Source organism: Cognatilysobacter tabacisoli (genome assembly GCF_003586305.1).
GTDB classification, from domain to species: domain Bacteria; phylum Pseudomonadota; class Gammaproteobacteria; order Xanthomonadales; family Xanthomonadaceae; genus Cognatilysobacter_A; species Cognatilysobacter_A tabacisoli.
In genome coordinates this window covers 1,573,276-1,597,329 of sequence record NZ_QXJI01000001.1, presented here as the reverse complement: position 1 = coordinate 1,597,329, position 24,054 = coordinate 1,573,276, and the positions used below count along the sequence as shown (strand labels likewise).

The following is a 24,054-nucleotide window of genomic DNA, read 5'->3' as shown; positions in this document are numbered from 1 at the left end:
TTGCAAGGCCGTACCGACGCGCTTGTCGCGCCGGCGGCCGACCGCGGCACCGACCGCGGCAGTTTCAGAACTGGGCTGTAAGACCAACGAAGACCGTAGAAACCAAAACGTTTCGACTACTGACGAGGAGTGACACCATGGCTGTCAAGAAAGCTGCGAAGAAGAAGCCCGCCGCCAAGAAAGCGGTGAAGAAGGTCGCCAAGAAGGCCGGCGCGAAGAAGGCCGTCAAGAAGGTTGCCAAGAAGGCCGCCAAGAAGACCATGAAGAAGACGGCCAAGAAGGTCGCCAAGAAGCCGGCGGCGAAGAAGGCCACCAAGAAGACCGCCAAGAAGGCCGTCAAGAAGACCGCCAAGAAGGCTGCGAAGAAGCCGGCAGCGAAGAAGGCCACCAAGAAGGTCGCCCGCAAGCCGGCCGCCAAGAAGGCTGCCAAGAAGACCGCGAAGAAGGCCGCCAAGAAGCCTGCCGCGAAGAAGGCCGCCAAGAAGCCGGCCGCCAAGAAGGCGGCCAAGAAGCCGGCGCGCAAGGCCTCGAAGAAGGCTGCCCCGATGGCGATGCCGGCCACGCCGGCGCCGATGATCTAAGACACACGTCCCGAGTACCGCAACAGCGCTCTCTCCCCGCGGCCCAGGCGGGGGGAGAGTTTTTTTTGGGACGACGCGAGCGGTCGATCCCAGTGCGTCCCGGATGGCGCGTCCGTGGCGGGTAGCGGCCGAAGCCACCGCCGGCGGGTAGAGTCGACCGCCTGCCGCAGGCGCGGTGGTCGCAGGGACGTCACGCGCGATGAGCAGGCCCCCGGGGCCTGCCGCAACGGTTGCATTCCATCAGCAGTGGCAGTGGCGCGCGCCGCTCAGGGCGCGCGGCCTCATTCCGGCGCGGCGGTGGCCTTGGTCGCCTGGCCGCCCGGCGGCAGCGCCGTCGCCGGCACGGTCTCGGCGAACAGCGTCGGGTCGTTGAACTCGATGTCGAGCCACGGGTCCGAGGCCAGCCCGATCGCGCGGTCGATGATCGTCGGCATCAGGCCCGTGGGGACCGAGCTCTCGCTGTTCCACATCAAGGCGATGCCGAAGTCGCGGTCGGGGAGCATCGCGATGACGCCGCGATAGCCCTGCACGGCGCCGCCGTGGAAGACCATGTGGTGGCCGGCGTACTCGTACGAACGCCAGCCCAGACCGTAGCCCGCCGACGACACGCGCGAACGACGCCACGAGGAGCCGCGCGTCTCGCTCGGGGTGTCGACCAGCGGCCGGTGCAGCGTGGCCAGCAGCGGCGCGGGGATAACGTCGGGCCGATGTCCGGTCTGCGCGAGCAGCCACTGCGCCATGTCGCTGGCGCTGGCGTTGACGCCGGCGGCGGGCGCGACCTGGTAGTAGGTCGGCTTCGGACGCAGCGACGACCAGCCGCCGCGACCGCGCACGTGCGGGCGCGCCCAGCGCGCGCTGGCCTCGATCCCGTCGAGCCCGATGCTGGCGTCGTTCATGCCGAGCGGCTTGAACAGGCGGCGCTGCACTTCCTGGCTGTAGAAGTCTCCGGTCGCGGCGAACACCACGTCGCCGATCAGGCTGAAGGCGATGTTCTGGTAGCCGTAGCACGTGCCCGGCTGGCAGCGCAGCGGCGCATAGGCGAGCTTCTGCGTCAGCGTGCGGTAGTCGACGCTGGCCTCGAGGTCGCGGTCGTAGGTGTTGTGGGTCAGGCCGACGCGGTGGCTGAGCAGGTCGGCGACGGTGATCCGCTGCGCGGCGGCCGGATCCGACAGCCGGAAGCTCGGCACGTAGTCGGTCAGCCGGCTGTCCCAGCGCAGCGTGCCGTCGTTGACGAGCAGGCCGGCCATCGTGCCGGCGAAGCCCTTCGACAGCGACGCGAGGCGGAACACGGTGTGGCCGTCGACCGGCTCGGGCGAGCGCGTGTCGGTGATGCCGTAGCCGCGCGCGCTGAGCACGCGGCCGTTGTGGACGATCGCCATCGCCAGGCCGGGCACTCGCTGGTCGGCGACGAGCTGCTGCGCCATCGCTTCGAACTGGCGCACATCGAAACCGGGGGCAAGCGGCTGCGCGTTGCGGCGCGGCGGGGTGGCGGTGGCATAGCGGTTGCTGGCGATCGACGCGGTAGACGGCGCGATCGCGGCGTTGCCAGCGGCGGGCGGCGCGGGCCAGCGCAGCGACGTCTGCGCACCGGAGCCCAGCGTCAGCGGAAGCAATACGGCCAAGGCGCCGAGTCGGCGCACGCGGCGCGACCGGCGGTTCGCTTCGTCTTTCATGGCTGCCAGCGCCTGCGTATTCTCGACCCAAGGCGAATATAGCGCCGATTCTCACGCGTTGGGGGAACATCCATGTTCAGCTTCCTGATTCTGTTGGGACTTGTGGTGCTGGTCGCGTTCTGGGGGATCGGCATCTACAACGGGCTGGTCACCGCCCGGAACGCCTTTCGCAACGCATTCGCGCAGATCGACGTCCAGCTGCAGCGCCGATTCGACCTGATCCCGAACCTGGTGGAGACGGCGAAGGCGTATCTGCAGCATGAACGGGGCACGCTGGAGGCCGTGATCGCCGCGCGCGCCGCCGCGGTCAGCGGCCTGGCCGCGGCCAAGGCCAGCCCCGGCGATCCGGCGGCGATGGCCCAGTTGGCGGCCGGGCAGGGGGAGCTCAACGGCGCGCTCGGCCGGCTGCTCGCGGTCGCCGAGGCCTACCCGGACCTCAAGGCCAACACCACGATGATGCAGCTGACCGAGGAGCTGACGAGCACCGAGAACAAGGTCGCGTTCGCCCGCCAGGCGTTCAACGATTCGGTGATGGCCTACAACAACCGCCGCGAGGTCTTCCCGGGCAACCTGGTGGCGGGCACGTTCGGCTTCACGCCGGCGGCGCTGCTCGCGATTCCGGTCGACCAGGTGGCCGAGGTTCGCGCAGCGCCCAAGGTCCAGTTCTGACTCGCGGCGCGGCCCGCATCGGGTCGTGCCGGAATCGTCCGCGAACCCGCGGCATCGGCAATACACAGGGGCGGCAATGAACTTCTTCGAGCGCCAGGCCGAAGCCCGGCGCCATTCGCGTCGGCTGCTGCTGCTGTTCGCGCTGGCCGTCGTCGCCATCGTCATCGCGGTCAACGCCGCCGTCATGGTCGCGCACCTCGCCATGGGCGGCGCGGGACTCGAACTGGGGCCGTTGCTGGTGCTGGCCACGCTGGCGACGCTGGGCATCATCGGGCTGGGTTCGCTGTACCGGATCGCCAGCCTGCGTGGCGGCGGCGAGACCGTGGCGCTCGAGCTCGGCGGCGTGGTCGTGCCGGAGGACACCACCGACTTCAACCTGCGCCGGCTGCGCAACGTGGTCGAGGAGATCGCGATCGCGTCCGGCGTGCCGATGCCGAAGCTGTTCGTGCTCGAACACGAAGCGGGCATCAATGCGTTCGCCGCCGGCTACGCGCCGTCGGACGCCGTCGTCGCGGTGACCCGCGGCGCGCTGGAGCGCCTCAACCGCGACGAACTACAGGGGGTCGTCGCGCACGAGTTCAGCCACATCCTCAACGGCGACATGCGACTCAACGTGCGGCTGATGGGGGTGCTGTTCGGCATCCTCGTGCTGGCGCTGGTCGGCCGCAAGGTGCTCGAGCACGGGCGCATCGGGCGCCGCGGCAAGGGCGCGGGCGCGCTGCTGCTCGCGGCGCTGGTGGCGATGGCCGTCGGCTACGCGGGCCTGTTCTTCGGACGGCTGATCAAGGCCGGCGTGAGCCGTTCGCGCGAACGGCTCGCGGACGCGTCGGCGGTGCAGTTCACGCGCCAGACCGCGGGGCTGGCCGGCGCGCTGAAGAAGATCGGGGGACTGCACGAGGGCGCGCGGCTCAACGATCGCAGCCACGCGGAGGAAATCAGCCACATGCTGTTCGGCGATGGGGTCGGGCTGGCCGGCTGGTTCGCCACGCACCCGCCGCTGCTCGAGCGCATCCAGGCGCTGGAGCCGGGATTCACGGCCGACCGGCTGGCCTACCTCGGTCGGCAGTGGCTCGACGCGCCGCCGAACGGAATCGACGAGGACGTGCAGCGCGGTTTCACCACGCGCCGGCTGGCGCCGCTGCCGGCGCCGGGGACGGACACCGCGCTGCGCCCACGCGACGTGGTCGCGCACGTCGCGCATCCCGGCCCCGACGACTACCGCCGCGCCGGGGCGATCGTCGACCACCTGCCGGACGCGCTGCGCGCGCTGGCGCGCCAGCGCGACGCGGTCGTGCCGCTGCTGCTCGCGCTGCTGATGGATGCGCGCGCCGACGTGCAGGAGCGGCAGGTGTTCGAAGTCGCCGCGCGGCTGGGCAAGGTCGTCGCCGAGGAAGCGCGCCACCTGCACGCGCAGCACGTCGCCGGGCTGCATCCGATGCAGCGGCTGCCGCTGGCCTCGCTGGCATTCCCGGTGCTGCGGCTGCGGCCGCGCCCGGAGCTCGATGTGTTCCTCGATGCGGCCAACGCGGTGACCTTCGCCGACGGCGCGGTGTCGCTGTTCGAGTACTGCCTCGGCCGGTTGCTGACGGTGCAGGTGCGCGAATCGCTCGATCCCCAGCAGTACGCGCGCTTCGGCCGGCGCAGCACCGCCGACGTCCGCGGCGAGATCGCCACGCTGCTGGCGGTGGTGGCCCAGGCCGGTCACGACGACGACGCGCAGGCGCGCCGCGCCTACGCGGCCGGCATGCAGCGGGTGCTGCCGCGCGACGCGCTGCCGTTCCAGCGGCAGGCGAACCTGACCCAGGCGCTCGACGAGGTCTGGATGCCGCTCGACGCGCTGGACCCGCTGGCGAAACAGCCGCTGGTCGAGGCGCTGGCGGCGGCGATCGGCCACGACGGCCGCGTCAGCGTGGCCGAGGCCGAACTGCTGCGCACGATCTGCGGCGTGCTGCACTGCCCGCTGCCGCCCCTGCTCGGCGACGGCACGCGTTGACCCTGCCGCCGCGCGGATGTTCGCGCGGCTACTGGATGCGGCCGGCGATCAGGTCGGCGGCGCGCTCGGCAATCATGATCGTTGGCGCGTTGGTGTTGCCGCCGGGCAGGGTCGGCATCACCGACGCATCGACCACGCGCAGGCCGTCGACGCCGCGCACGCGCAGCTGCGGGTCGACGACGGCGTCGTCGTCGCTGCCCATGCGGCAGGTCCCGACCGGGTGGTAGACCGTCTCGGCCTTGGCGCGGATGAACTCGACCAGTTCGGCGTCCGACAGGTCGGTGCGCGCCGGGAAGATCGGCGCGCCGCGATAGGCATCGAACGCGCGCTGCGCGAGCAGCTCGCGCGAGAGCTTCGCGCACTCGACCATCATCCGCAGGTCGAATCCGCCGGCGTCGCCGAGGTAGTTCGCCTGGATCCGCGCCTTGTCGCTGGCGCGTGCGCTGGCGAGCGACACGCGGCCGCGGCTGCGCGGGCGCAGGAAGCAGGCGTGCAGGGTGTAACCGTCGCCGGGCAGGCGGCGGCGGCCGTGGTCGTCGAGCATCGCCGGCACGAAATGCAGCTGGATGTCGGGGCGCGCGTCGGGCGCCAGCGGCGAGCGCACGAACGCGCCGGCCTCGGCGATGTTGCTGCTGCCGGCGCCGCTGTGGCCGCGCAGGTAGTAGTCGAACGCGATCTTCAGGTCGCTGACCCGGTCGTAGGTCACGCGCTGCGTGGAGTGGAACAGCGTGCAGATGTCGAGGTGATCCTGCAGGTTGGCGCCGACCTGCGGCGCGTCGTGCACGACCGGGATGCCGAGGCGCTGCAGCTCGCGCGCCGGGCCGATCCCCGACAGCATCAGCAGCTGCGGCGAATTGATCGCGCCGCCCGACAGCAGCACCTCGCGCGAGGCCGGCTGGTGGAAGGCCTTGCCGCCGGCGGTGTAGGTCACGCCGTTGGCACGGCCGCGCTCCACCGTGATGCGGTTGACCAGCGCGCCGGTGACGACCTTGAGGTTGGGCCGCTCGCGCACGGGGTGCAGGTAGGCCACGGCCGACGAGCAGCGCGCGCCCTCTTTCTGCGTGACCTGGTACAGGCCGAAGCCTTCCTGCTGCGGGCCGTTGAAGTCGCGGTTGCGCGGGAAGCCGGCCTGCGCGCCGGCCTCGATGAAGGCATGCGACAGCGGGTTCGTGTGGCGCAGGTCGGAGACGTACAGCGGCCCCTCGTCGCCGTGCAGCGCGTCGGCGCCGCGGTCGTTGTGCTCGGCGCGCTTGAAGTACGGCAGCACGCTGCGCCAGTCCCAGCCGGACGCGCCCTGCGCGGCCCAGTCGTCGTAGTCGCCGGCGACGCCGCGGATGTAGCACATCGCGTTGATCGAGCTGGAGCCGCCGAGCACCCGGCCGCGCGGCCACCACAGCGTGCGGCCGTCGAGGTGCGGCTCGGGCGCGGTGTCGTAGTCCCAGTTCACGCCCTTCTTGCCGACCAGCTTGGCCAGCCCCGCCGGCATGTGGATGAAGGGGTGCCAGTCGCGCGGTCCGGCTTCCAGCAGCAGGACCCGGACCGCGGGGTCTTCCGACAGGCGATTGGCGAGCACGCAGCCGGCCGAGCCGGCGCCGATGATGATGTAGTCGTACAACGCGCCAACCCCTGCATAGCAAGAGCTGGAAACTATGCCCCGGCGCTAGAGCAAATGCTCGCGGCCCTCGCCTCGCCGGCGCGCGGGCGCTGGCGGACCCGCCGGCCGTGGGCTACCGTGCCCGCAGCCCGCCCCTGGACCTTCGCCGATGACCACGCCCGGTACGGCGTCGCCGCCGCAGCCCCGCATCCACAGCGGCGAAGGTCGCGCGGTCGCGCTGTCGTTCGTCTACTTCTTCTGCGTGCTGACCGCGTACTACGTGATGCGGCCGGTGCGCGAGCAGCTGTCGGCTGCGGTCGGCTCGACCCAGCTGCCGTGGTTCTACGGAGCTACGTTCCTGGCCACGCTGGCGCTGGCGCCGGTGTTCGGCGCGCTGGTTTCGCGCTACCCGCGGCGCGTGGTGGTGCCGGCGGTGTACGGCTTCTTCATCGCGTGCCTGATCGGCTTCATTCCGTTTTTCGTCCAGCCCGACCTGCTGGGCCCGCGCGCGCTCGGGATGGCGTTCTTCGTCTGGGTCAGCGTGTTCAACCTGTTCGTGGTGTCGGTGTTCTGGAGCTTCATGTCCGACATCTGGAGCGAGCCGCAGTCGCGCCGGCTGTTCCCGATCATCGCCATCGCCGGCACCGCCGGCGCCGTGACCGGGCCGACGATCACCAGCACGCTCGTCGACGTGATCGGCATCGCGCCGCTGCTGGGCGTCTCCGCCGGCCTGCTGTGCGTGGCCGTCGGCTGCGCGGTGCTGCTCGGCCGCTGGGCGCGCGTGCACGGCGCGCGCCGGCACGATGCCGCGCACGAGGCCGCGGTCGGTGGCGGCATGCTCGACGGGCTCAAGCAGATCTTCAGCACGCCGTTCATGCGCGGGATGGCGGTGCTGCTGCTGCTCGCCGACGGCATCGGCACGGTCAACTATGCGCTGGTGGCCGACTACACCGGGCAGACCTTCACCGACGCGGTGTCGCGCACGCGCTTCGCGGCGCACATCGACCTGGCCACCAACGTGCTCACCGTACTGCTGCAGCTGCTGGTGACGCGCTGGCTGCTGCCGCGCAGCGGCCCGGGCGTCCTGATCACCGTGTGGGCGCTGGTCAGCATGCTGGCGCTGTCGCTGGTGATCGTTTCGCCGCATCCGCACGCGCCGCTGATCGGTGCGTTTCCGGCGGTGGCGATCGCGCTGATCGTCAGCCGCGGCCTCGCGTACGGCATGGCTGAGCCGGCGCGGCACAGCCTGTTTACCCGGGTGCCGCGCAACCAGCGCTACAAGGGCCAGAACGCCGTCGATACCGCGGTGTGGCGCTTCGGCGACCTGACCATCGCGCTGGGTATGAACGGACTGCGCGCGATGGGGGCGAGCATCGGCCTGTTCGCGTCGCTGTCGGCCACCGCGGCGCTGGCGGCCGGATGGATCGGTTGGCGCCTGTCGCGCCAGCTCGAACGCGATCCGGCGCGCGCGCTAGGCACGGACCCCGTCCCGAAAGCGTAGTGTCCCGCCACGCGGGCGGCGTCGTACTCGTCCACGGAATGCTTACACGCGCGCTGCGACACTGCGTGCATGCCACGGCTGCAGCGTTCTTCCCTGCCGGCCCCTCCCGCGATCGCGGACGACTGGGCCCTGTTTCTCGACGTTGACGGCACCCTGCTCGAGTTCGCGCAGGTGCCCGATGCCGTCGTGGTGCCGCCGCTCGTGGTCGACACTGTGGGCGCGCTGCATCTCCGACTGGGCGGCGCGCTGGCGCTGGTCAGCGGGCGCTCTCTGGACACGCTGCTCGCGCTGATGCCGGCGCTGGCGCACGTTCCCGCGGCCGGGCTGCACGGCCTCGAGCGGCGGCGCGGCGACGGCGTCGTCGAGGCCGCGCCCGATGCCGCCGGGATGCTGCGCGAGGTCGACGCCGATGCGGTCGCGACCGTGCAGGCGCATGCCGGCGTCGTGGTCGAGCGCAAGGGTCCGGCGCTGGCGGTGCACTGGCGCCGCGCGCCGCACGCGTCGGCGGCCGTGCACGCGTTCGCCGAACGCGCCCTCGCGCGGCTGCCGACCTACCTGGCGCAGCACGGCGATCACGTCGTCGAGCTGCGGCCCGCCGGCGACCGCAGCGGGACGCGCGTCGACAAGGGGGTTGCGATCGCGCGGTTCATGGCGGAGCCGCCGTTCGCCGGGCGTCGCCCAGTGTTCGTCGGCGACGACCTGACCGACGAGCACGGGTTCGACGTCGTCAACGCCACCGGCGGGCTCGGCGTGCGCGTGGGCGCGCGCGAGCCGACCCGCGCCTCGGCAACGCTGGCAACGCCGTCCGCGGTCCACCGCTGGCTGCTGGCGGGCAGTGGCCTGTCTCTTCCGAACCACATGGAGCCGCACGCATGACCGAGCGCGACTTGAACCTGGGACTGGTCGGCAACGGCAGCGTCGGCGCGCTGGTCGACGCCCGCGCCAGCGTGGTGTGGTGCTGCCTGCCGACGTTCGACGGCGATCCGACGTTCTGCGCGCTGCTGTCGCCGCGCGACGGCGGCGGCGAATGGGCGATCGAGCTCGAGGACCTGGCCGGCAGCGAACAGAGCTACCTGCACAACACCGCGGTCCTGCGCACGGTCCTGCGCGACGCCCACGGCGGAGCGGTCGAGGTGCTCGACTTCGCCCCGCGCTGGCGCGACCACGGCCGCTTCTACCGGCCGATCGGACTGGTCCGCCGCGTTCGCCCGCTCAGCGGAGCGCCGCGCATCCGCGTGCGCGTGGAGCCGGCAGCCGACTGGGGCGCGCGCGCGCCGGAGCGGACGTGGGGCAGCAACCACCTGCGCTGGCTGCTCGACGGCCTGGCCGTGCGGCTGACCACCGACGCGCCGCTACGGCTGGTGCGCGACGGTCTCCCGTTCGTCCTCGATCGCGAACTGGCGTTCGTGCTCGGCCCGGACGAGCCGCTCGCGCAGCCGGTCGCCGCGTACGCGCGCCACGCCCAGGAGCGCACCGAGAACTACTGGAGAGAGTGGGTGCGCTACCTCTCGGTTCCGCTGGAGTGGCAGCAGGCGGTGATCCGCAGCGCGATCACGCTGAAGCTGTGCCAGTACGAGGACACCGGCGCGATCGTCGCCGCGATGACCACGTCGATCCCGGAGGCGGCGCACACGTCGCGCAACTGGGATTACCGCTACTGCTGGCTGCGCGACGCCGCGTTCGTCGTGCGCGCGCTTAACCGCCTCGGCGCGACGCGGACGATGGAGGAGTTCATCCGCTACATCTTCAATCTCGCCGCGGGCGACGACGGCCACCTGCAGCCGCTGTACGGCATCGGCTTCGAGAGCCGGCTGCACGAGGAGGACATGCCCGCGCTCGCCGGCTACCGCGGCATGGGCCCGGTGCGGCGCGGCAACCTGGCGTGGAAGCAGCACCAGCACGACGTCTACGGCAGCGTGGTGCTGGCCGCGACCCAGCTGTTCTTCGACGAGCGACTCGAGCAGCCCGGCGATGCGGCGATGTTCGCCCGGCTCGAGCCGATCGGCGAGCAAGCGTATGCGCTGTACGATCGCCCCGACGCTGGCCTGTGGGAGTTCCGCGGCCGCGCCGACGTGCACACGTACTCGGCGGTGATGTGCTGGGCGGCCTGCGATCGCCTGGCGAAGATCGCCGAGCGGCTCGGGCTGGACGATCGCGCGGCGGCGTGGCGCGAGCGCGCCGACGCCATCCACGCGCACGTGGCTCAAGCCGCGTGGAACGCCGAGCGCGGGCACTTCGCCGATGCGCTCGGCGGCGAACGGCTGGACGCCAGCCTGCTGCTGATGGCCGACATCGGCTTCATCGCCGCCGACGACCCGCGCTTCGTCGCCACGGTCGAGGCGATCGGCCGCGACCTGCGCCGCGGCAACGGGCTGTTCCGCTACGTCGCGCCCGACGACTTCGGCGCGCCGGAAACCAGCTTCACGATCTGCTCGTTCTGGTACGTGGAGGCGCTGGCGTCGATCGGCCGCCTCGACGAAGCGCGCGAGCTGTTCGAGAGCCTGCTGGCGCGGCGCAACCCGGTCGGCCTGCTGTCGGAAGACCTGGCGTTCGAGGACGGCGAGGCTTGGGGCAACTTCCCGCAGACGTATTCGCACGTCGGGCTGATCAGCGCGGCGATGCGACTGTCGCGGCCGTGGTCGGACGCCGGTTGATGGCATCGGGACAGGGAGTCCACGCATGAGCCGATTGGTAGTGGTATCCAACCGCGTGGCGCTGCCGAACGAGAGCCGCGCCGGCGGCCTCGCCGTGGCCCTGCAGGGCGCGCTGCGCGAGCACGGCGGCCTTTGGTTCGGCTGGAGCGGCAAGCGCGTGCGCGAGCCCAGCGACGCGCTGCACGTGCAGGAGGCGCAGGACGTCAGCTACGCAACCATCGACCTGACCCACGCCGAGCACGCGGGCTACTACAGCGGCTTCGCAAACCGCACGCTGTGGCCGCTGCTGCACTTCCGGCTGGACCTGGTCGACTACTCGCGCGAGACCTACGCGGTGTACCGCGCGGTCAACGCGCGCTTCGCCGAGCGGCTGGCCCCGCTGCTGCGGCACGACGACGTGGTGTGGGTGCACGACTACCACCTGATCCCGCTGGCGCACCGGCTGCGCGAGCTTGGCGTCGGCAACCGCATCGGTTTCTTCCTGCACGTGCCGGTGCCGTCCTCGGACCTGCTCGCGGCGCTGCCGAGCCATCGCGAGCTGTTCGACGCACTGGCCGCGTACGACTTGGTCGGCTTCCAGACCGAGCGCGACCTCGGGCGTTTCCAGAGCTACGTGCCGCTGTTTGGCGGCGGCCGCGTCGTCGACCGCGGCACGATCGAAACCGCCGGCGGGCGCCGCTTCCGCGTCGGTGCGTACCCGATCAGCATCGACACTGCGCTGATCGAGGCGCAGGCGGCCGACGCGTTCGGTCGCGCACCGGTGCAGCGTCTGCGCGAGAGCCTCGGCGGGCGCGGGCTGGTGATCGGCGTCGACCGGCTCGACTACTCCAAGGGGCTGCCGGAGCGGTTCCGCGCGTTCGAGCGCCACCTCGAGCGCCACCCCGAGCTGCGCGGCGACACCACCTACCTGCAGATCGCGCCCGAATCGCGCGGCGAAGTGCCCGAGTACCAGTCGCTGCGGCGCGAGCTCGAGGGCCTGGCGGGCCACATCAACGGCCGCCACGCCGCCCCCGAATGGACGCCGGTGCGCTACGTCAACCGCAACTTCCCGCACGACGTTCTGGCCGGCTTCTACCGCGCCGCCGACGTCGCGCTGGTGACGCCGCTTCGCGACGGCATGAACCTGGTCGCCAAGGAGTTCGTCGCCGCGCAGGACGGCACCGACCCCGGCGTGCTGGTCCTCTCCCGCTTCGCCGGCGCCGCGAGCGAGCTGCCGGAGGCGGTGCTGGTCAACCCGTACGATGTCGACGGCGTGGCCGACGCAATCGCCCAGGCCCTGTCGATGCCGGGCGCCGAACGGCGCGACCGCTGGGCGGCGATGATCGAACGTCTGCGCCGCGACGACATCACCGCGTGGCGGCGCCGCTACCTTGCCGAGCTGCGCGCGGTCTGATCCGCACGCGGGCCTGCCTCAAGCGACGACCAGCGCCATTCGCGTGCGGTTGGATCGGGCGTGGGCTGCGACGGGGGAGACTCAGTCCCGGCGCTTCGGCGAGACCCACATCGCGATGCGCGCATGGAACACCGTATCGCCTGCACGGTCGGTGACCTCGACGGTCACCGGCAGCTCATAGGGCACGTCGGATTCGACCAGCGGCAGGTCCGGCGTCGCCACGGCGCGCATCGGGCCCACGGCCTTCTTCAGGTACTCGACCTGCATGCCGCGCGGGATCCAGCGCATCGACGCCGGCAGGCTGGCGTCGGTCATCACTCCGGCGGCGAGTTCGGCGAGGTTGCACAGCGCGATCGCGTGGACCGTGCCGAGGTGGTTGTGCACGCGCCGGCGATCGCGCATCACGACTTCGCAGCGGCCGGGCTCGAGGGCCACGAAGCGCGGCGCGATCGTGGCGAAGTAGGGCGCGCGGAAGCACACGGCCCGGGAAAACAGCCAGCGCCCGGCCGGCCAGCGGCTGAAGCGTCGGTACAGGGACAGGACGGTCGCACTCATGGGGTCGGGATGACGGACGGTGGGGGAGGATGCCGGGCGGGCAGGGCCCGGAAAAAACGACGGCGGGACTGGCCCGCCGTCGCATCGTGCATCGCGGCGACGGCCTACGCGGCCGCGCGGTTTTCCGCTTCGACGTGGCGGTAGCCGGCCGAGCGCAGCTCTTCGGTGTCGAAATCGTCGACGGCGATCGTGTCGATCGTCATCTCGCGCAGTTCCTCGAGCTGGCGCCGCTCGTCGGCGGTGATCCAGCCCTCGCGCACGCCCTCGTCCAGCTGCTCCGGGAAGCTCAGCGCCTCGATGTCACTGGTCTTGAGCGCCTTGAGGAACTTGCGCTCCACTGGCTCGGCCAGGATCACCTTCTGCAGGTAGCTGTTGATGCGGCCGGCCGGGTTGTTCGCGCACGGCTCGAGGAACAGGCCCGACGCAAGGCGATCGCGCGCCTCGTTCGGCGACATCAGCAACGACGCGATCTTGTGCCCGAGGCGGTCGCTCGGCGCCTGCGCGCGGCGGCCCCACGGGAACACCAGCAGCCACATCAGCCAGCCGACCGGACGGATCGGGAAGTTGCGCAGCGCCGCGGAGAACGCGATCTCGATCTGGTGCACGCTGTGGTGGAACGCCCATGCCAGCAGCGGCTGGTCGGCGACCGGCCGGCCCTGGTCCTCGTAGCGCTTGAGCATCGCGCTGGCGATGTACAGGTGGCTCAGCACGTCGCCCAGGCGCCCGGACAGCGACTCCTTGAACTTCAGCTTGCCGCCGAGCAGCAGCATCGAGGTGTCGGCCATCACCGCCAGCGCCGCCGAGTAGCGGTTGAGCTTGCGGAAGTAGCGGCGGGTGTAGTCGTCGCCCGGGGCCGCGCCGACCTGCGCGCCGGTCAGGCCGTACCACCAGCTGCGCACGGCGTTGGAGATCGCGAATCCGATGTGGCCGAACAGGTTCTTGTCGAACTCGCGCAGGCGCTCGTCCGGATCGGCGATCGTGGTCGCCTTCATCTCCTTGAGCACCCACGGATGGCACAGGATCGCGCCCTGGCCGAAGATCATCAGCGAGCGCGTCATGATGTTCGCGCCCTCGACGGTGATCATGATCGGCGTTGCCTGCCAGCCGCGGCCCAGGTAGTTGCGCGGGCCGAGGATGATGCCCTTGCCGCCGTGGATGTCCATGGTGTGCTTGGCGACTTCGCGGCCCATCTCGGTGCAGTGGTACTTGGAGATCGTCGACGGCACCGCCGGCAGCTCGCCGCGCGCGACCGCCGCGGCCGACGCTTCGGCCAGCGCGCTGGTGGCGTAGGCGAGGCCGCCGATCTGCGCCAGCGCTTCCTCGACGCCCTCGAAGCGGCCGATCGACAGGCCGAACTGCTTGCGGATGCGCGCGTAGGCGCCGGTGACGATCGCGCCCATCTTGGCGCCGCCGCTGGCGGTCGACGGCAGGGTGATCGAGCGGCCGATCGACAGGCACTCGACCAGCATCTGCCAGCCCTTGCCGGCGAACGCTTCGCCGCCGATCAGCTGGCTCAGCGGGATGAACACCTCGCGGCCGTGGAGCGGGCCGTTCTGGAACGGCGAGTTCAGCGGGAAGTGGCGGCGGCCGATCTCGACGCCGGCGGTGTCGCGCGGCAGCAGCGCCAGGGTGATGCCGATGTCGCGCTTGTCGCCGATCAGGCCGTCCGGGTCGTACATGCGGAACGCCAAGCCGATCAGCGATGCGACCGGGGCGAGCGTGATGTAGCGCTTGTCGAAGGTCAGCTTGACGCCGACGACGCGCGCGCCGTTCCAGTCGCCCATCGCGACGATGCCGAAGTCCGGGATCGACGTCGCGTCCGAGCCGGCCCACGGGCCGGTCAGGCCGAAGCAGGGCACCTCGCGACCATCGGCCAGGCGCGGCAGGTAGTAGTCCTTCTGCTCCTGCGTGCCGTAGTGCATCAGCAGCTCGGCCGGCCCGAGCGAGTTCGGCACGCCCACGGTCGAACTGACCACGGTCGACACCGACGCCAGCTTCTGGATTACCCGGTGGTTGGCCAGTGCGGAGAATCCGAGGCCGCCGTACTCCTTCGGCACGATCATGCCGAAGAAGCGGTTCTTCTTGAGGAACTCCCATATCTCCGGCGTCAGGTCGGCATGGACGTGGGTGATCTCCCAGTCGTTGACCATCCGGCACAGCTGCTCGACCGGGCCGTCGAGGAAGGCCTGCTCGTCGGCGCTCAGCTCCGGCTTGGGCTGGTTGAACAGCACGTCCCAGTCGGGTTTGCCGGAGAACAGCTGGCCTTCCCAGCCGACGGTGCCGGCTTCCAGCGCGACGCGTTCGGTCTCCGACAGCGGCGGCAGGATCTTCGTATAGAACTTCAGCAGCGGTGCGGTGATCAGCGGAAGGCGGATCTGCGGCAGCAGCAGCGGCACGGCGATCAGCGCGACCAGCGCGCCGGCGACGATCGTCGCGGCAACGTTGGCGCCCAGCAGCCAGCAGCCCACCAGCGCGGTCGCGGTCAGCGCCGCCCACACCGGCAGGCGCAGGCGGTGGTAAGCAGCGATCGCGCCGATGATCAGGAACGCGAGGAACGGAGCGGCGACACTCATGGGAGCACTCCAGGCGGGCCGCGGGGCCCGAGGCGATGGACAGAGGGTATGCGCGGGCGGGTGATCGGGCGAATCGAACGGCCGCACGATCGGCCATTCAAACGCCAGCATCAAACGCTCAACATACGGCCGAGTATGGAAAGGCGAACGGGACCCTGTCAACCACCCCGACGGGCAATCCGCCGGGACAGGGCGTTCCGCCAGGCGAATCGGTGAATGACGCACTGCGGCATCGGTGGGTCGATCGCGCGCGGGGCCGGAAATTGCGATCCCGCGCCGCCGATGTCGCATTCAGGCGAATTCCTGACTCTTTACATACTGTCCCCGTCGGGGGCGTATGGATAAAATGCCCGGATGAGCGCAACCGCCCAGACCAAGACCGAACGCAGCGGGCGCCTCAGCGCCGAGGACTGGGCCCAGGCGGCTCTCGACCTGATCGCCGAGCAGGGCGTCGCCGCCGTCGCGGTCGAGCCGCTGGCCCGCCGCCTCGGCGTGACCAAGGGCAGCTTCTACTGGCACTTCCCGTCGCGCGAGGCCCTGCTGGTCGCCGCGCTGGAGCGCTGGGAGAAGGTCGAGCAGGAGACCGTCTTCGGCAAGCTCGAAGCGATCGCCGACCCGCGCCAGCGCCTGCGCGCGCTGTTCGACCTCGTCGCGCACGAATACAAGTCGCACATCATCTACAGCGAGCTGCTGAAGGCGCTCGACCACCCGGCGGTGCAGCCGGTGATCGGGCGCGTGTCGCAGCGCCGGCTCGACTACCTCACCGCCTCATTCCGCCAGGCCGGCCTCAACCGCAGCGAGGCGCAGCACCGCGCGCGCCTGGCATACGCCGCCTACGTCGGGTTCCTGCAGCTGAACCTGCAGCTGCACCAGGCGCGCCTGCAGCACGACGAGTTCGAGGCCTACGTCGAGCACGTGATGGCCACGCTGATCCCGTCTTCGTGATTCCCCTTTTCTTTTAGCCAGCCCGCGCTGGAGGACTGTTGCCGTGAACGCGATTTCCAAGGACGTGACCCAACCCGCCCCCGGCAGCCGCGGCAGCCGGCTGGCCGCGCTCAACGACTGGGTCGCCGAGGTCGCCGCGCTGACGCGGCCCGACGCCATCCACTGGTGCGACGGCAGCGACGCCGAGAACGCGGCGCTGATCGCGCGCATGCAGGCCGACGGCACCCTGGTGCAGCTCAACGAGCAGACCCACCCGAACAGCTACCTGCACCGCTCGCACCCCGATGACGTCGCCCGCGTCGAGCACCTGACCTACGTGTGCACCACGCACCATGAGGACGCCGGCCCGAACAACCACTGGATGGCGCCCGACGAGGGCCACGCGCAGATGGACGCGCTGTTCGACGGCTGCATGGCCGGCCGGACGATGTACGTGATCCCGTACTGCATGGGCCCCATCGACTCGCCGCTGTCGCGCTGCGGCGTCGAGATCACCGACAGCCCGTATGTCGTGGCCAACATGCGGATCATGACCCGCATGGGCGCGCCGGCGCTGGCGCGGATCGAGCGCGAGGGCTCGTTCGTCAAGGGCCTGCACTCGATCGGCGAGCTCGACCCGAACCGCCGCTTCATCATGCATTTCCCCGAGGAGCTGACGATCAAGTCGTTCGGCTCAGGCTACGGCGGCAATGCGCTGCTCGGCAAGAAGTGCCACGCTCTGCGCATCGCCAGTCACCAGGCCCGCACCGAAGGCTGGCTGGCCGAGCACATGCTGATCCTCGGCATCGAGAACCCGCGGGGGGAGACGCACTACATCGCCGCCGCGTTCCCGTCGGCGTGCGGCAAGACCAACCTGGCGATGCTGATCCCGCCGGAAGGCTACCGCCGCGAAGGCTGGAAGGTGTGGACGATCGGCGACGACATCTGCTGGATGCGCCCCGGCGCCGACGGCCGCCTGTACGCGATCAACCCGGAGGCCGGCTTCTTTGGCGTCGCCCCCGGCACCAGCGAGAAGTCGAACCCCAATGCGCTGAAGACGGTCCAGAGCAACACGATCTTCACCAACGTCGGCGTGACCGCCGACAACCAGCCGTGGTGGGAAGGCCTCGACAACGGCCAGCAGCCGGTCACCGACTGGCGCGGCAACCCGTACGACGCCGCCAAGGGCCCGGCCGCCCATCCGAACTCGCGCTTCACCGTATCGGCGAAGCAGTGCCCGAGCTACTCGGACAAGGCCGAGGATGCGCAGGGCGTGCCGATCAGCGCGATCGTGTTCGGCGGCCGCCGCGCCTCGCTGGTGCCGCTGGTGTTCGAGGCGCGCGACTGGACCCACGGCGTGCTGGTCGGCGCCGCGATGGGCTCGGAGACGACGGCCGCCGCGACCGGTGCGGTCGGCGTGATGCGCCGCGACCCGATGGCGATGAAGCCGTTCTGCGGCTACAACTTCGCCGACTACTTCAGCCACTGGCTGTCGTTTGACACGGCCGGCGCGAAGCTGCCGAAGATCTTCCACGTCAACTGGTTCCGCAAGGGCGACGACGGCAAGTTCCTGTGGCCGGGCTTCGGCGACAACCTGCGCGTGCTGGAGTGGATGATCGAGCGCGTCAAGGGCAACGCCGGCGCGGCGGAAACGCCGATCGGCGCGCTGCCGACCGCGGCCGACCTCAACCTCGACGGCGTCACCCTCGGCGAGGAGGCCCAGGCCAAGCTGTTCGGCTTCGACCGCGACGGCTGGCAGGCGGAGTTCGCCAGCATCGGCGAGTACCTCGACGAGTACGGCCCGCGCATGCCGCAGGCGTTGAAGGACGAGCAGCAGCGGATCGCCGGCGCGCTGGCGGGCTGACCCCCGATGGCCGGACAGCCCGTGGCGCTCGCGCCCAGCCGAGCGCTCGAGATCGACGGTCGGCCGCTGCGGGTGTTCGACGGCCACCTGCCGGATGTGGGCGAGTACGTGCGCGGCCTGTCCCGGGCCGCGTTTACCCGCACCGAGATCGCCCGGCCGGAGACCGCCGAGTACAAGCACTGGGCGACCGAGATCAACCTCGACGCGCTGGTCCAGCAGCCGATCTTCGACATCACCCGGCGCGCGGTGCTGGGGTTCACGTCGCCCGCGTACGGGTATCGCCCTTATCGCGCCTACACCAACGTCGCGAGCTTCGGCGACATGCTGTTCACCCACACCGACTGCCTGCCTGACCAGCACGACCTGACCGCGCTCTGGTACCTCTGCGAGCAGTGGGACGTCGAGTGGGGCGGCGAGACGATGTTCTACGACGCGGCCGACGAGGTCGCCTGCGCGGTCCGCCCGGTCCCGGGTCGGCTGGTGGTCTTCGACGGCGCGATCAAGCACGCGGGCCGGCCGCCGAACCGGGTGTGCTACGCCCCGCGCTACACGTTCGCGATCAAGTTCGAGCGCGTCCCGGTCGGCGCCGCATGACGCAGTCCGCGACGACGGTGCCTGCGCTGTGGCGGCAGGGCGAGGAATTTGCGCGGCTGGGCCACTGGCGTTCCGCCCTGAAGGCCTACGACGCGGTCCTGGAGCAGGACCCCGGCCACGCCATGGCGCTGCTCCGCGCCTCCCGCGCCGCGCTGGCCTTGGGGCACTACCGGGACGGGCTGGCCTACGTCCTGCGCGCGCTCGCGCGTCGTCCCGGCGGCGACGAGGTCGTGCTGCTGCTTGCCCGCGCGCTGCGGATGTACAACGAGCCGGTCGCGCTGCTGGAGTGCCTCGAGCACTCGCGCTGGAAGGAGCGGCGATCGGCCGAGTGGTTGACCGAGATGGCGATGCTGGTCAGCACGATCGGCGACAACGCGCTGGCGATGGAACTGCTCGATCTGGCCGTCGTGCGCGACCCGCGCCATCCGCCGACGCGGTACTTCCGTGGCGTCGTGCAGATGTTCTTCGGCGACATGGACGCTTCGGAGCGCGAGCTGGAGAAGTGCATCGCGGGTGCGCCCGGATTTGCCCAGGCCCACTGGGTGCTGTCGCGCTTGCGCAAGCAGACCGAGCTGAGCAACCACGTCGCCCGCATGCGCGCCGCGCTGCAGCGCGTTCCGCCCGGCGGCGACAGCGACGCCTATCTCTCGTTCGCCCTGCACAACGAACTGCACGACCTGGGCCAGTACGAGGATTCCTGGCGCGCGCTGGAACGCGGGTGCCGGGTCAAGCGGCGGCTGTCGCCGCACGATCGCGATGATGCAAAGCGGATGTACGGCGGCCTCGTCGACACCTGCGATGCCGAATTCGTTCGACCGATGGACGCCGCGCCCGGCCCGTTCGTGCCGATCTTCATCGTCGGCATGCACCGGTCCGGCAGCACCCTGCTCGAGCAGCTGCTCGGCGGCCATCCGATGGTGGCCGACGGTGGCGAGACCTATTCGTTCACCACCCAGATGCGCTACGCGGCCGACTACCGCAATCGCGGGCCGCTCGACGCCACGATGGTCGCGCGCGCGCGCGATGTCGACTACGGTCTGGTCGGGCGCCGCTTCTTCGATGCGACGGCGTGGCGCGCCCGGGGGCGGCCGTACCTGACCGAGAAGCTGCCTTCGAATTTCCTCAACGCCGGCTTCATCGCCAAGGCGTTGCCGCAGGCGCGCATCCTGCACATGGTGCGCGACCCGGTCGACACGTGCTTTTCGAACCTGCGCACGATGTTCTCGGACGTCAATACGTTCTCGTACGACCAGCTCGAGCTCGCCGAATGGTTCGGCCAGTACCGCAGCCTGATGGCCCACTGGCACGCGGTGATGCCGGGACGGGTGCTCGATGTCCACTACGACCGTCTCGTGGCCGATCCGGATTCGGTCATGCGCGGCGTGCTGGCGTTCTGCGGCCTGCCGTGGGATGCCGCGGCGACGACGCTCGGCCCCCGCGACGGCGCCGTGGCAACCGCCAGCAGTCCGCAGATGCGCGGCGGGATCATCAAGGGCCGCACCGCGCAGTGGGCGCCGTATGCGGACAAGATCGAACCGCTTATCTCCGCGCTGGAGCCGTGGCGCTAGACAGCCAGGCCCGGCTATACCGGTTGCGGCACCCGCAGTGTTGCTCGCGCTCGGCGGCGGCTGCGCTGCGCGGTCCAGCGCCATTCGTGGGAATCAGGCGTCCTTCATCCCGAACCAGCAGTTGAACGCGATCGTGATGCGCTCGTCGCGTCCGTAGAACGGCAGCACCTCATGCTGCAGCCACGACGGGAACAGCACGAGCTGGCCAGCCCCGAAGCGCACGCTCCAGGTGCCGTGGTGGTACGGCGCGCGCGGGCGCAAGTTGCCCGCATCCAGGAACGTGTGGCTGTAGTGGTGCGGGTTGTGGAACCGCAGCACGCCCGATTCGGGTCGATCAGCCGGCGTCTCTCCGGGGTCGACGCAATAGACGCCCGACCATGACGCCATCGGGTGGGTGTGCAGGATCGTGAAGCCGCCGTATCGGGTCACGTGGAACCAGGTGTGCGAGAAGATCTGCAGGCGCTGCATCTCCTCGGCCTCATAGCCGTTGATCTGCTGGATCGTGCGACCGAGGGTCGCCCAGCAGAACTGGCGCAGTTGCTGGACGCAGGCTTCTGGCCACGAGAACAGGTTGAAGTCGCTCTCGAACACCCCCGGCTGCTGCTTCAGCGACGGGTGCGGGTTCGCATAGCGGTCGCCTTCGGCTTCCCGAGCCAAGATCAGCGCCTTGAGCTCGGCGTTCAGCGCGCCCGCATTCGGCAACGTGTCATGTGCCAGCGGAACGGCGAAAACGGGATTGATCTCGTAGGGCATGGGCGGTCCATCCGGCGGCGAAGTGGCGCGGCACCAGTGTAGGGCGGGGCTTCGCCACAAAAAACTACGGCCCCTTTCGGGGCCGTAGCGGTAGGGCAGTGATGCGGGTCGATCAGAACTTCTGCGTGTAGCGCAGGTACATGAAGCGGCCCGGGACTTCGTACTGCGGGTCGAACGAGTTGGCGAAGGCGTTCAGCGCAACCGGCGGGTTCTTGTCGAACACGTTGTTGATGCCGATCGTGATCTTCGCGTTCCACGGCGCGTTCCAGTAGCCGCTGATGTCGTGGTACGTGGTCGCGCCGATCTTGTGCTCGGAGGCCTTCCGGATATTGAGGAAGTCGCCGTTCACGCCATCGCCGTCCCACACACCGTTGCGGTTGGCCGGGTTGTCGGTCGGGATCGCGATGAAGCGGTCCGTGTCCGTGCACAGGAAGCCGTAGCCGTAGTCTTCCAGGCCCTGGCAGTCTTCGTCCTGACCCGAGAAGTAACGCATGTTCCAGGTCGCGCCGAAATCGCCCATCTCCCAGCGCGTGGCCAGGTTCGAGCGGATGCGCCAGCTATTGTTGTTCTGGCCGTACTCGCCGACGGTGTTGCCACCCTCGTTGCGGTCGAACGGGGCGCCGATTGCCGGCACGTTGAGCTGGTCTTCGCCGAGGATGCCGTCACCGTCGATGTCGAACTCCTGGCGGGCCAGGTAGGTCGTGTCCCAGGTGAAGCTGAACTTGCCCCACGCCGTTTCCGGCAGGCGGTAGTTCACGGTCAGGTCGTAGCCCTCGACCTCCTGGCCACCGATGTTCGTGGTGGTGTTCAGCAGGGTGTTGATGTTGCCGTCGGCGCGACGGGTGTAGAGCGCGCAGGTCGGGCCGGTGCCGCCGGAATCCAGGCACTGCTGGATGATCGCGGTGCCGCCGAGCGTGGTGATCGCGTCTTCCAGCTCGATCTGCCACCAGTCCAGCGCAACGTCGAGGCCTTCGATCCAGCTCGGGCTGTAGACGAAGCCCAGCGTGGTCGACTCGGCCTTCTCAGGCAGCAGGTTCGGGTTGCCGCCGACGGTGATGCGGATCTGCGGGTTGTCCTGCACGTAACCACCGGCCGGGACGCCCTCGGCGAGGCAGCGTGCGCGGCCGCCCGGCGTCTGGCGCGGGAAGTTGTTGACGTTGCAGGGATCGCTCAGGGTCGGGAACGAGTCGGCCTGGCCGGCGAACAGCTCGCCGATCGACGGCGCGCGGAAGCCCTCGGTCCAGTTACCGCGGACGAGCAGGTCGTCGATCGGCTTCCAGCGGAACCCGAACTTGCTGTTGAGCGTGTCGCCGAAGTTGCTGTAGTCCGAGTAGCGCGTGGCCACCGAGAAGTCGAGCAGCTTGGCGAACGGCACGTCAGCCAGGACCGGGATCGCCAGTTCGAGGTACGCCTCGTCCAGGCTGTAGGCACCGGCGGTCGCCGTACGGGCGTTGCCGGTGGTGTTGCCCGAGTTGATCAGCGCGTCCGGCGAGTCGTAGCCCGACTCGGTGCGGTGCTCGAGGCCGAACGAGAAGCCCAGCGGGCCGCCCGGCAGGTTGAACAGCTCGCCGCCGATGTTCGCGTAGTAGGTCTTCTGGGTGTAGTTGTACTCGTCGTGCGCGACGAAGGTCACGTAGTCGAGCATTTCCTGGGTCACGCCACCGACGCCGCCCAGCAGGTTCAGCGGGACGCAGCCGGCGATGACGTTGGTCGGCGTGCCGCAGCGGGCCACGCCAGCCGCGTCACGGAACGACGGGCCGAGGGCCTCGCGCAGGGCCGGGATGCTGAACAGGCCGAGCGTGGTGTTGTTGGCCTGGTTCTCGCCGCGGAAGTAGCCGGCCTCCCAGTCGTAGTACTTCTCGCCGAAGGTCAGCGTGCCTTCGAAGCCGGCGTCGACGGCCAGCGTCGTCACCTTCTGGTTGAACGAACGGCCGCCGGTCTCGGTGACGCGACGGTTGACGCGCGAGACGTCCTGGCCGAACGGGTTGTAGACGCTGTTGCGGCTGATGAAGACGGTCTGGCCCTGAGGGCCGGTGCCCGGCGCGGTGCCGAGCGTGACCGGCATGGCGGCCAGCAGCTGCTCGGAGATGCGCTCGTTGTAGGTGATCGTCGACTTGAAGCGGACGTCATCGGTGATGTCGACCGAACCGTTGGCGAACACCGAGCGGCGCTCCTGCGGCGTCAGCAGGTAGTTCTCCGGCGCGAAGTTGTAGATGTCGCCCGGGATCGCGAACGGACGCGGGGCGCTGCCCTGGCCGTCGTAGGTGAAGGTGCCGGCGCCACCGTTGAAGTTGGTCTGACCGCCGGTGCAGCTGCGGGTCGACGGGTTGTAGCCGCCCGGGCACAGCGCGAAGCGGCCGTTCGGGCTGGTGCCGCTGCCGAAGGCGTTGCCGGTGCGGTACAGCGGCTCCTTCGAGATGTAGCGGTCGCCGGCCATGACCGGCTCTTCCTTGACGTAGCCGAAGCCCATCATCGCGGCGAAGCGGTCGGACGAGGTGCCGATGGTGAAGTCGTAGGCCTGGCGGGTGCCGTCGCCCTTGTCGAACTGGCCGATGTAGGCGTTGGCTTCGGCGCCGTCGAAGTTCTGGCGCAGGATCACGTTGACCACGCCGGCGATGGCGTCGGAGCCGTAGATCGTCGAGGCGCCGTCCTTCAGGACTTCGATGCGCTCGACCGCGGCGGTCGGGATCGTGTTGAGGTCGACCGCGCCGCCGAGGCCCGTGCCACCGACCCAACGACGGCCGTTGACCAGCACCAGGGTGCGGTTCGAGCCGAGGTTGCGCAGGCTGACGCGGGTTTCGCCGTTGCCGCCGTTGTTGAAGGTGCTGTTGAGCGTCGAGCCATTCGCCGTGATGTTCTGGATCACGTCGCCGACCGAGGTCAGGCCCTGGGCTGCGATGTCCTCACGCGACAGCGAGAAGACGGGCTGCGAGGTCTCCACGTCGGCGCGCTTGATGCGCGAACCGGTGACCTCGATGCGCTCGAGGGTGGTGGCCTGCTCCTGCTGCTCGGTTTCCTGAGCGAAAGCAACGCCGGTGCCGGCGATGGTGCCCACGAGCGCGAAGGAAATCGCGTCGCGGAGCTTGGTGGTCTTCAAGGTCATCTCTCTCTCCAAGTGAGTCTTGGTATTCCCATGGGAACCTCACCGCAGGCGTCAAGAAAGAC

17 protein-coding genes are annotated in these 24,054 nt (G+C 70.0%); 11 read left to right on the top strand and 6 right to left on the bottom strand.

Going from position 1 to position 24,054, the window contains the following annotated elements:
• The first annotated feature begins 137 nt into the window (after positions 1–137).
• Positions 138–581, top strand: coding sequence for a hypothetical protein (locus tag D3A60_RS11920; RefSeq protein ID WP_119718855.1), 444 nt, complete (start codon positions 138–140; stop codon positions 579–581).
• Positions 582–862: 281 nt separating this feature from the next.
• Here D3A60_RS11920 and D3A60_RS11915 read toward each other — a convergent pair whose 3' ends face one another.
• The gene (locus tag D3A60_RS11915) at positions 863–2,254 is read right to left on the bottom strand and encodes a serine hydrolase domain-containing protein (RefSeq protein WP_119718854.1); all 1,392 of its coding nucleotides are present in this window, start codon (positions 2,252–2,254) and stop codon (positions 863–865) included.
• Between the two features lie 72 nt (positions 2,255–2,326).
• Between D3A60_RS11915 and D3A60_RS11910 the strand changes: the two genes are divergently transcribed.
• Both D3A60_RS11910 and D3A60_RS11905 read left to right on the top strand, forming a co-directional pair.
• Positions 2,327–2,923 (top strand): LemA family protein, encoded by a 597-nt coding sequence (locus tag D3A60_RS11910; RefSeq protein WP_119718853.1) that lies wholly within the window; start codon positions 2,327–2,329, stop codon positions 2,921–2,923.
• Positions 2,924–2,999: 76 nt separating this feature from the next.
• A complete protein-coding gene (locus D3A60_RS11905; protein WP_119718852.1) occupies positions 3,000–4,916 on the top strand; it encodes a M48 family metallopeptidase in 1,917 nt (638 codons plus the stop codon).
• Between the two features lie 28 nt (positions 4,917–4,944).
• Here D3A60_RS11905 and D3A60_RS11900 read toward each other — a convergent pair whose 3' ends face one another.
• Positions 4,945–6,531, bottom strand: coding sequence for a GMC family oxidoreductase (locus D3A60_RS11900; protein WP_119718851.1), 1,587 nt, complete (start codon positions 6,529–6,531; stop codon positions 4,945–4,947).
• Positions 6,532–6,679: 148 nt separating this feature from the next.
• On the opposite strand from D3A60_RS11900, the gene D3A60_RS11895 reads away from it, so the two are divergent.
• The 4 genes from D3A60_RS11895 (at position 6,680) to otsA (ending at position 12,058) form a co-directional block, all read left to right on the top strand.
• A complete protein-coding gene (locus tag D3A60_RS11895; RefSeq protein WP_119718850.1) occupies positions 6,680–8,011 on the top strand; it encodes an NTP/NDP exchange transporter in 1,332 nt (443 codons plus the stop codon).
• 69 nt (positions 8,012–8,080) lie between these two features.
• Positions 8,081–8,887 (top strand): trehalose-phosphatase, encoded by an 807-nt coding sequence (gene otsB, locus D3A60_RS11890; RefSeq protein WP_119718849.1) that lies wholly within the window; start codon positions 8,081–8,083, stop codon positions 8,885–8,887.
• The gene (locus D3A60_RS11885; protein WP_119718848.1) at positions 8,884–10,665 is read left to right on the top strand and encodes a glycoside hydrolase family 15 protein; all 1,782 of its coding nucleotides are present in this window, start codon (positions 8,884–8,886) and stop codon (positions 10,663–10,665) included. Before otsB ends, D3A60_RS11885 begins: the two co-directional genes overlap by 4 nt.
• 25 nt (positions 10,666–10,690) lie before the next feature.
• Positions 10,691–12,058, top strand: coding sequence for an alpha,alpha-trehalose-phosphate synthase (UDP-forming) (otsA, locus tag D3A60_RS11880; protein WP_119718847.1), 1,368 nt, complete (start codon positions 10,691–10,693; stop codon positions 12,056–12,058).
• 81 nt (positions 12,059–12,139) lie between these two features.
• Here the strand turns inward: otsA and D3A60_RS11875 are convergent, their stop codons facing one another.
• Positions 12,140–12,613: a hotdog fold domain-containing protein gene (locus tag D3A60_RS11875; RefSeq protein WP_119718846.1), complete on the bottom strand. Its 474-nt coding sequence runs from the start codon at positions 12,611–12,613 to the stop codon at positions 12,140–12,142.
• A gap of 104 nt (positions 12,614–12,717) precedes the next feature.
• Positions 12,718–15,186 (bottom strand): acyl-CoA dehydrogenase, encoded by a 2,469-nt coding sequence (locus D3A60_RS11870; protein ID WP_119718845.1) that lies wholly within the window; start codon positions 15,184–15,186, stop codon positions 12,718–12,720.
• Positions 15,187–15,540: 354 nt separating this feature from the next.
• Here D3A60_RS11870 and D3A60_RS11865 point away from each other — a divergent pair, with 354 nt between their 5' ends.
• From D3A60_RS11865 to D3A60_RS11850, 4 genes are read left to right on the top strand one after another with little or no spacing between them, the layout of a single operon-like run.
• Positions 15,541–16,131: a TetR/AcrR family transcriptional regulator gene (locus tag D3A60_RS11865; protein WP_119718844.1), complete on the top strand. Its 591-nt coding sequence runs from the start codon at positions 15,541–15,543 to the stop codon at positions 16,129–16,131.
• Between the two features lie 43 nt (positions 16,132–16,174).
• Entirely contained in the window at positions 16,175–17,974 is a 1,800-nt protein-coding gene (locus tag D3A60_RS11860; RefSeq protein WP_231120483.1) for a phosphoenolpyruvate carboxykinase (GTP), read from the top strand.
• Positions 17,975–17,980: 6 nt separating this feature from the next.
• A complete protein-coding gene (locus tag D3A60_RS11855; RefSeq protein WP_119718843.1) occupies positions 17,981–18,568 on the top strand; it encodes a 2OG-Fe(II) oxygenase in 588 nt (195 codons plus the stop codon).
• Entirely contained in the window at positions 18,565–20,136 is a 1,572-nt protein-coding gene (locus D3A60_RS11850; protein WP_119718842.1) for a tetratricopeptide repeat-containing sulfotransferase family protein, read from the top strand. The genes D3A60_RS11855 and D3A60_RS11850 overlap by 4 nt, the downstream gene beginning before the upstream one ends.
• A 93-nt stretch (positions 20,137–20,229) precedes the next feature.
• Here D3A60_RS11850 and D3A60_RS11845 read toward each other — a convergent pair whose 3' ends face one another.
• Positions 20,230–20,889 carry a putative 2OG-Fe(II) oxygenase gene (locus tag D3A60_RS11845; protein WP_119718841.1) on the bottom strand — a complete coding sequence of 220 codons (660 nt, stop codon included), beginning with the start codon at positions 20,887–20,889 and terminating at the stop codon, positions 20,230–20,232.
• A gap of 112 nt (positions 20,890–21,001) precedes the next feature.
• Positions 21,002–23,992, bottom strand: a complete 2,991-nt coding sequence (locus tag D3A60_RS11840; protein WP_119718840.1) for a TonB-dependent receptor plug domain-containing protein — start codon at positions 23,990–23,992, stop codon at positions 21,002–21,004.
• Between the last annotated feature and the right edge of the window lie 62 nt (positions 23,993–24,054).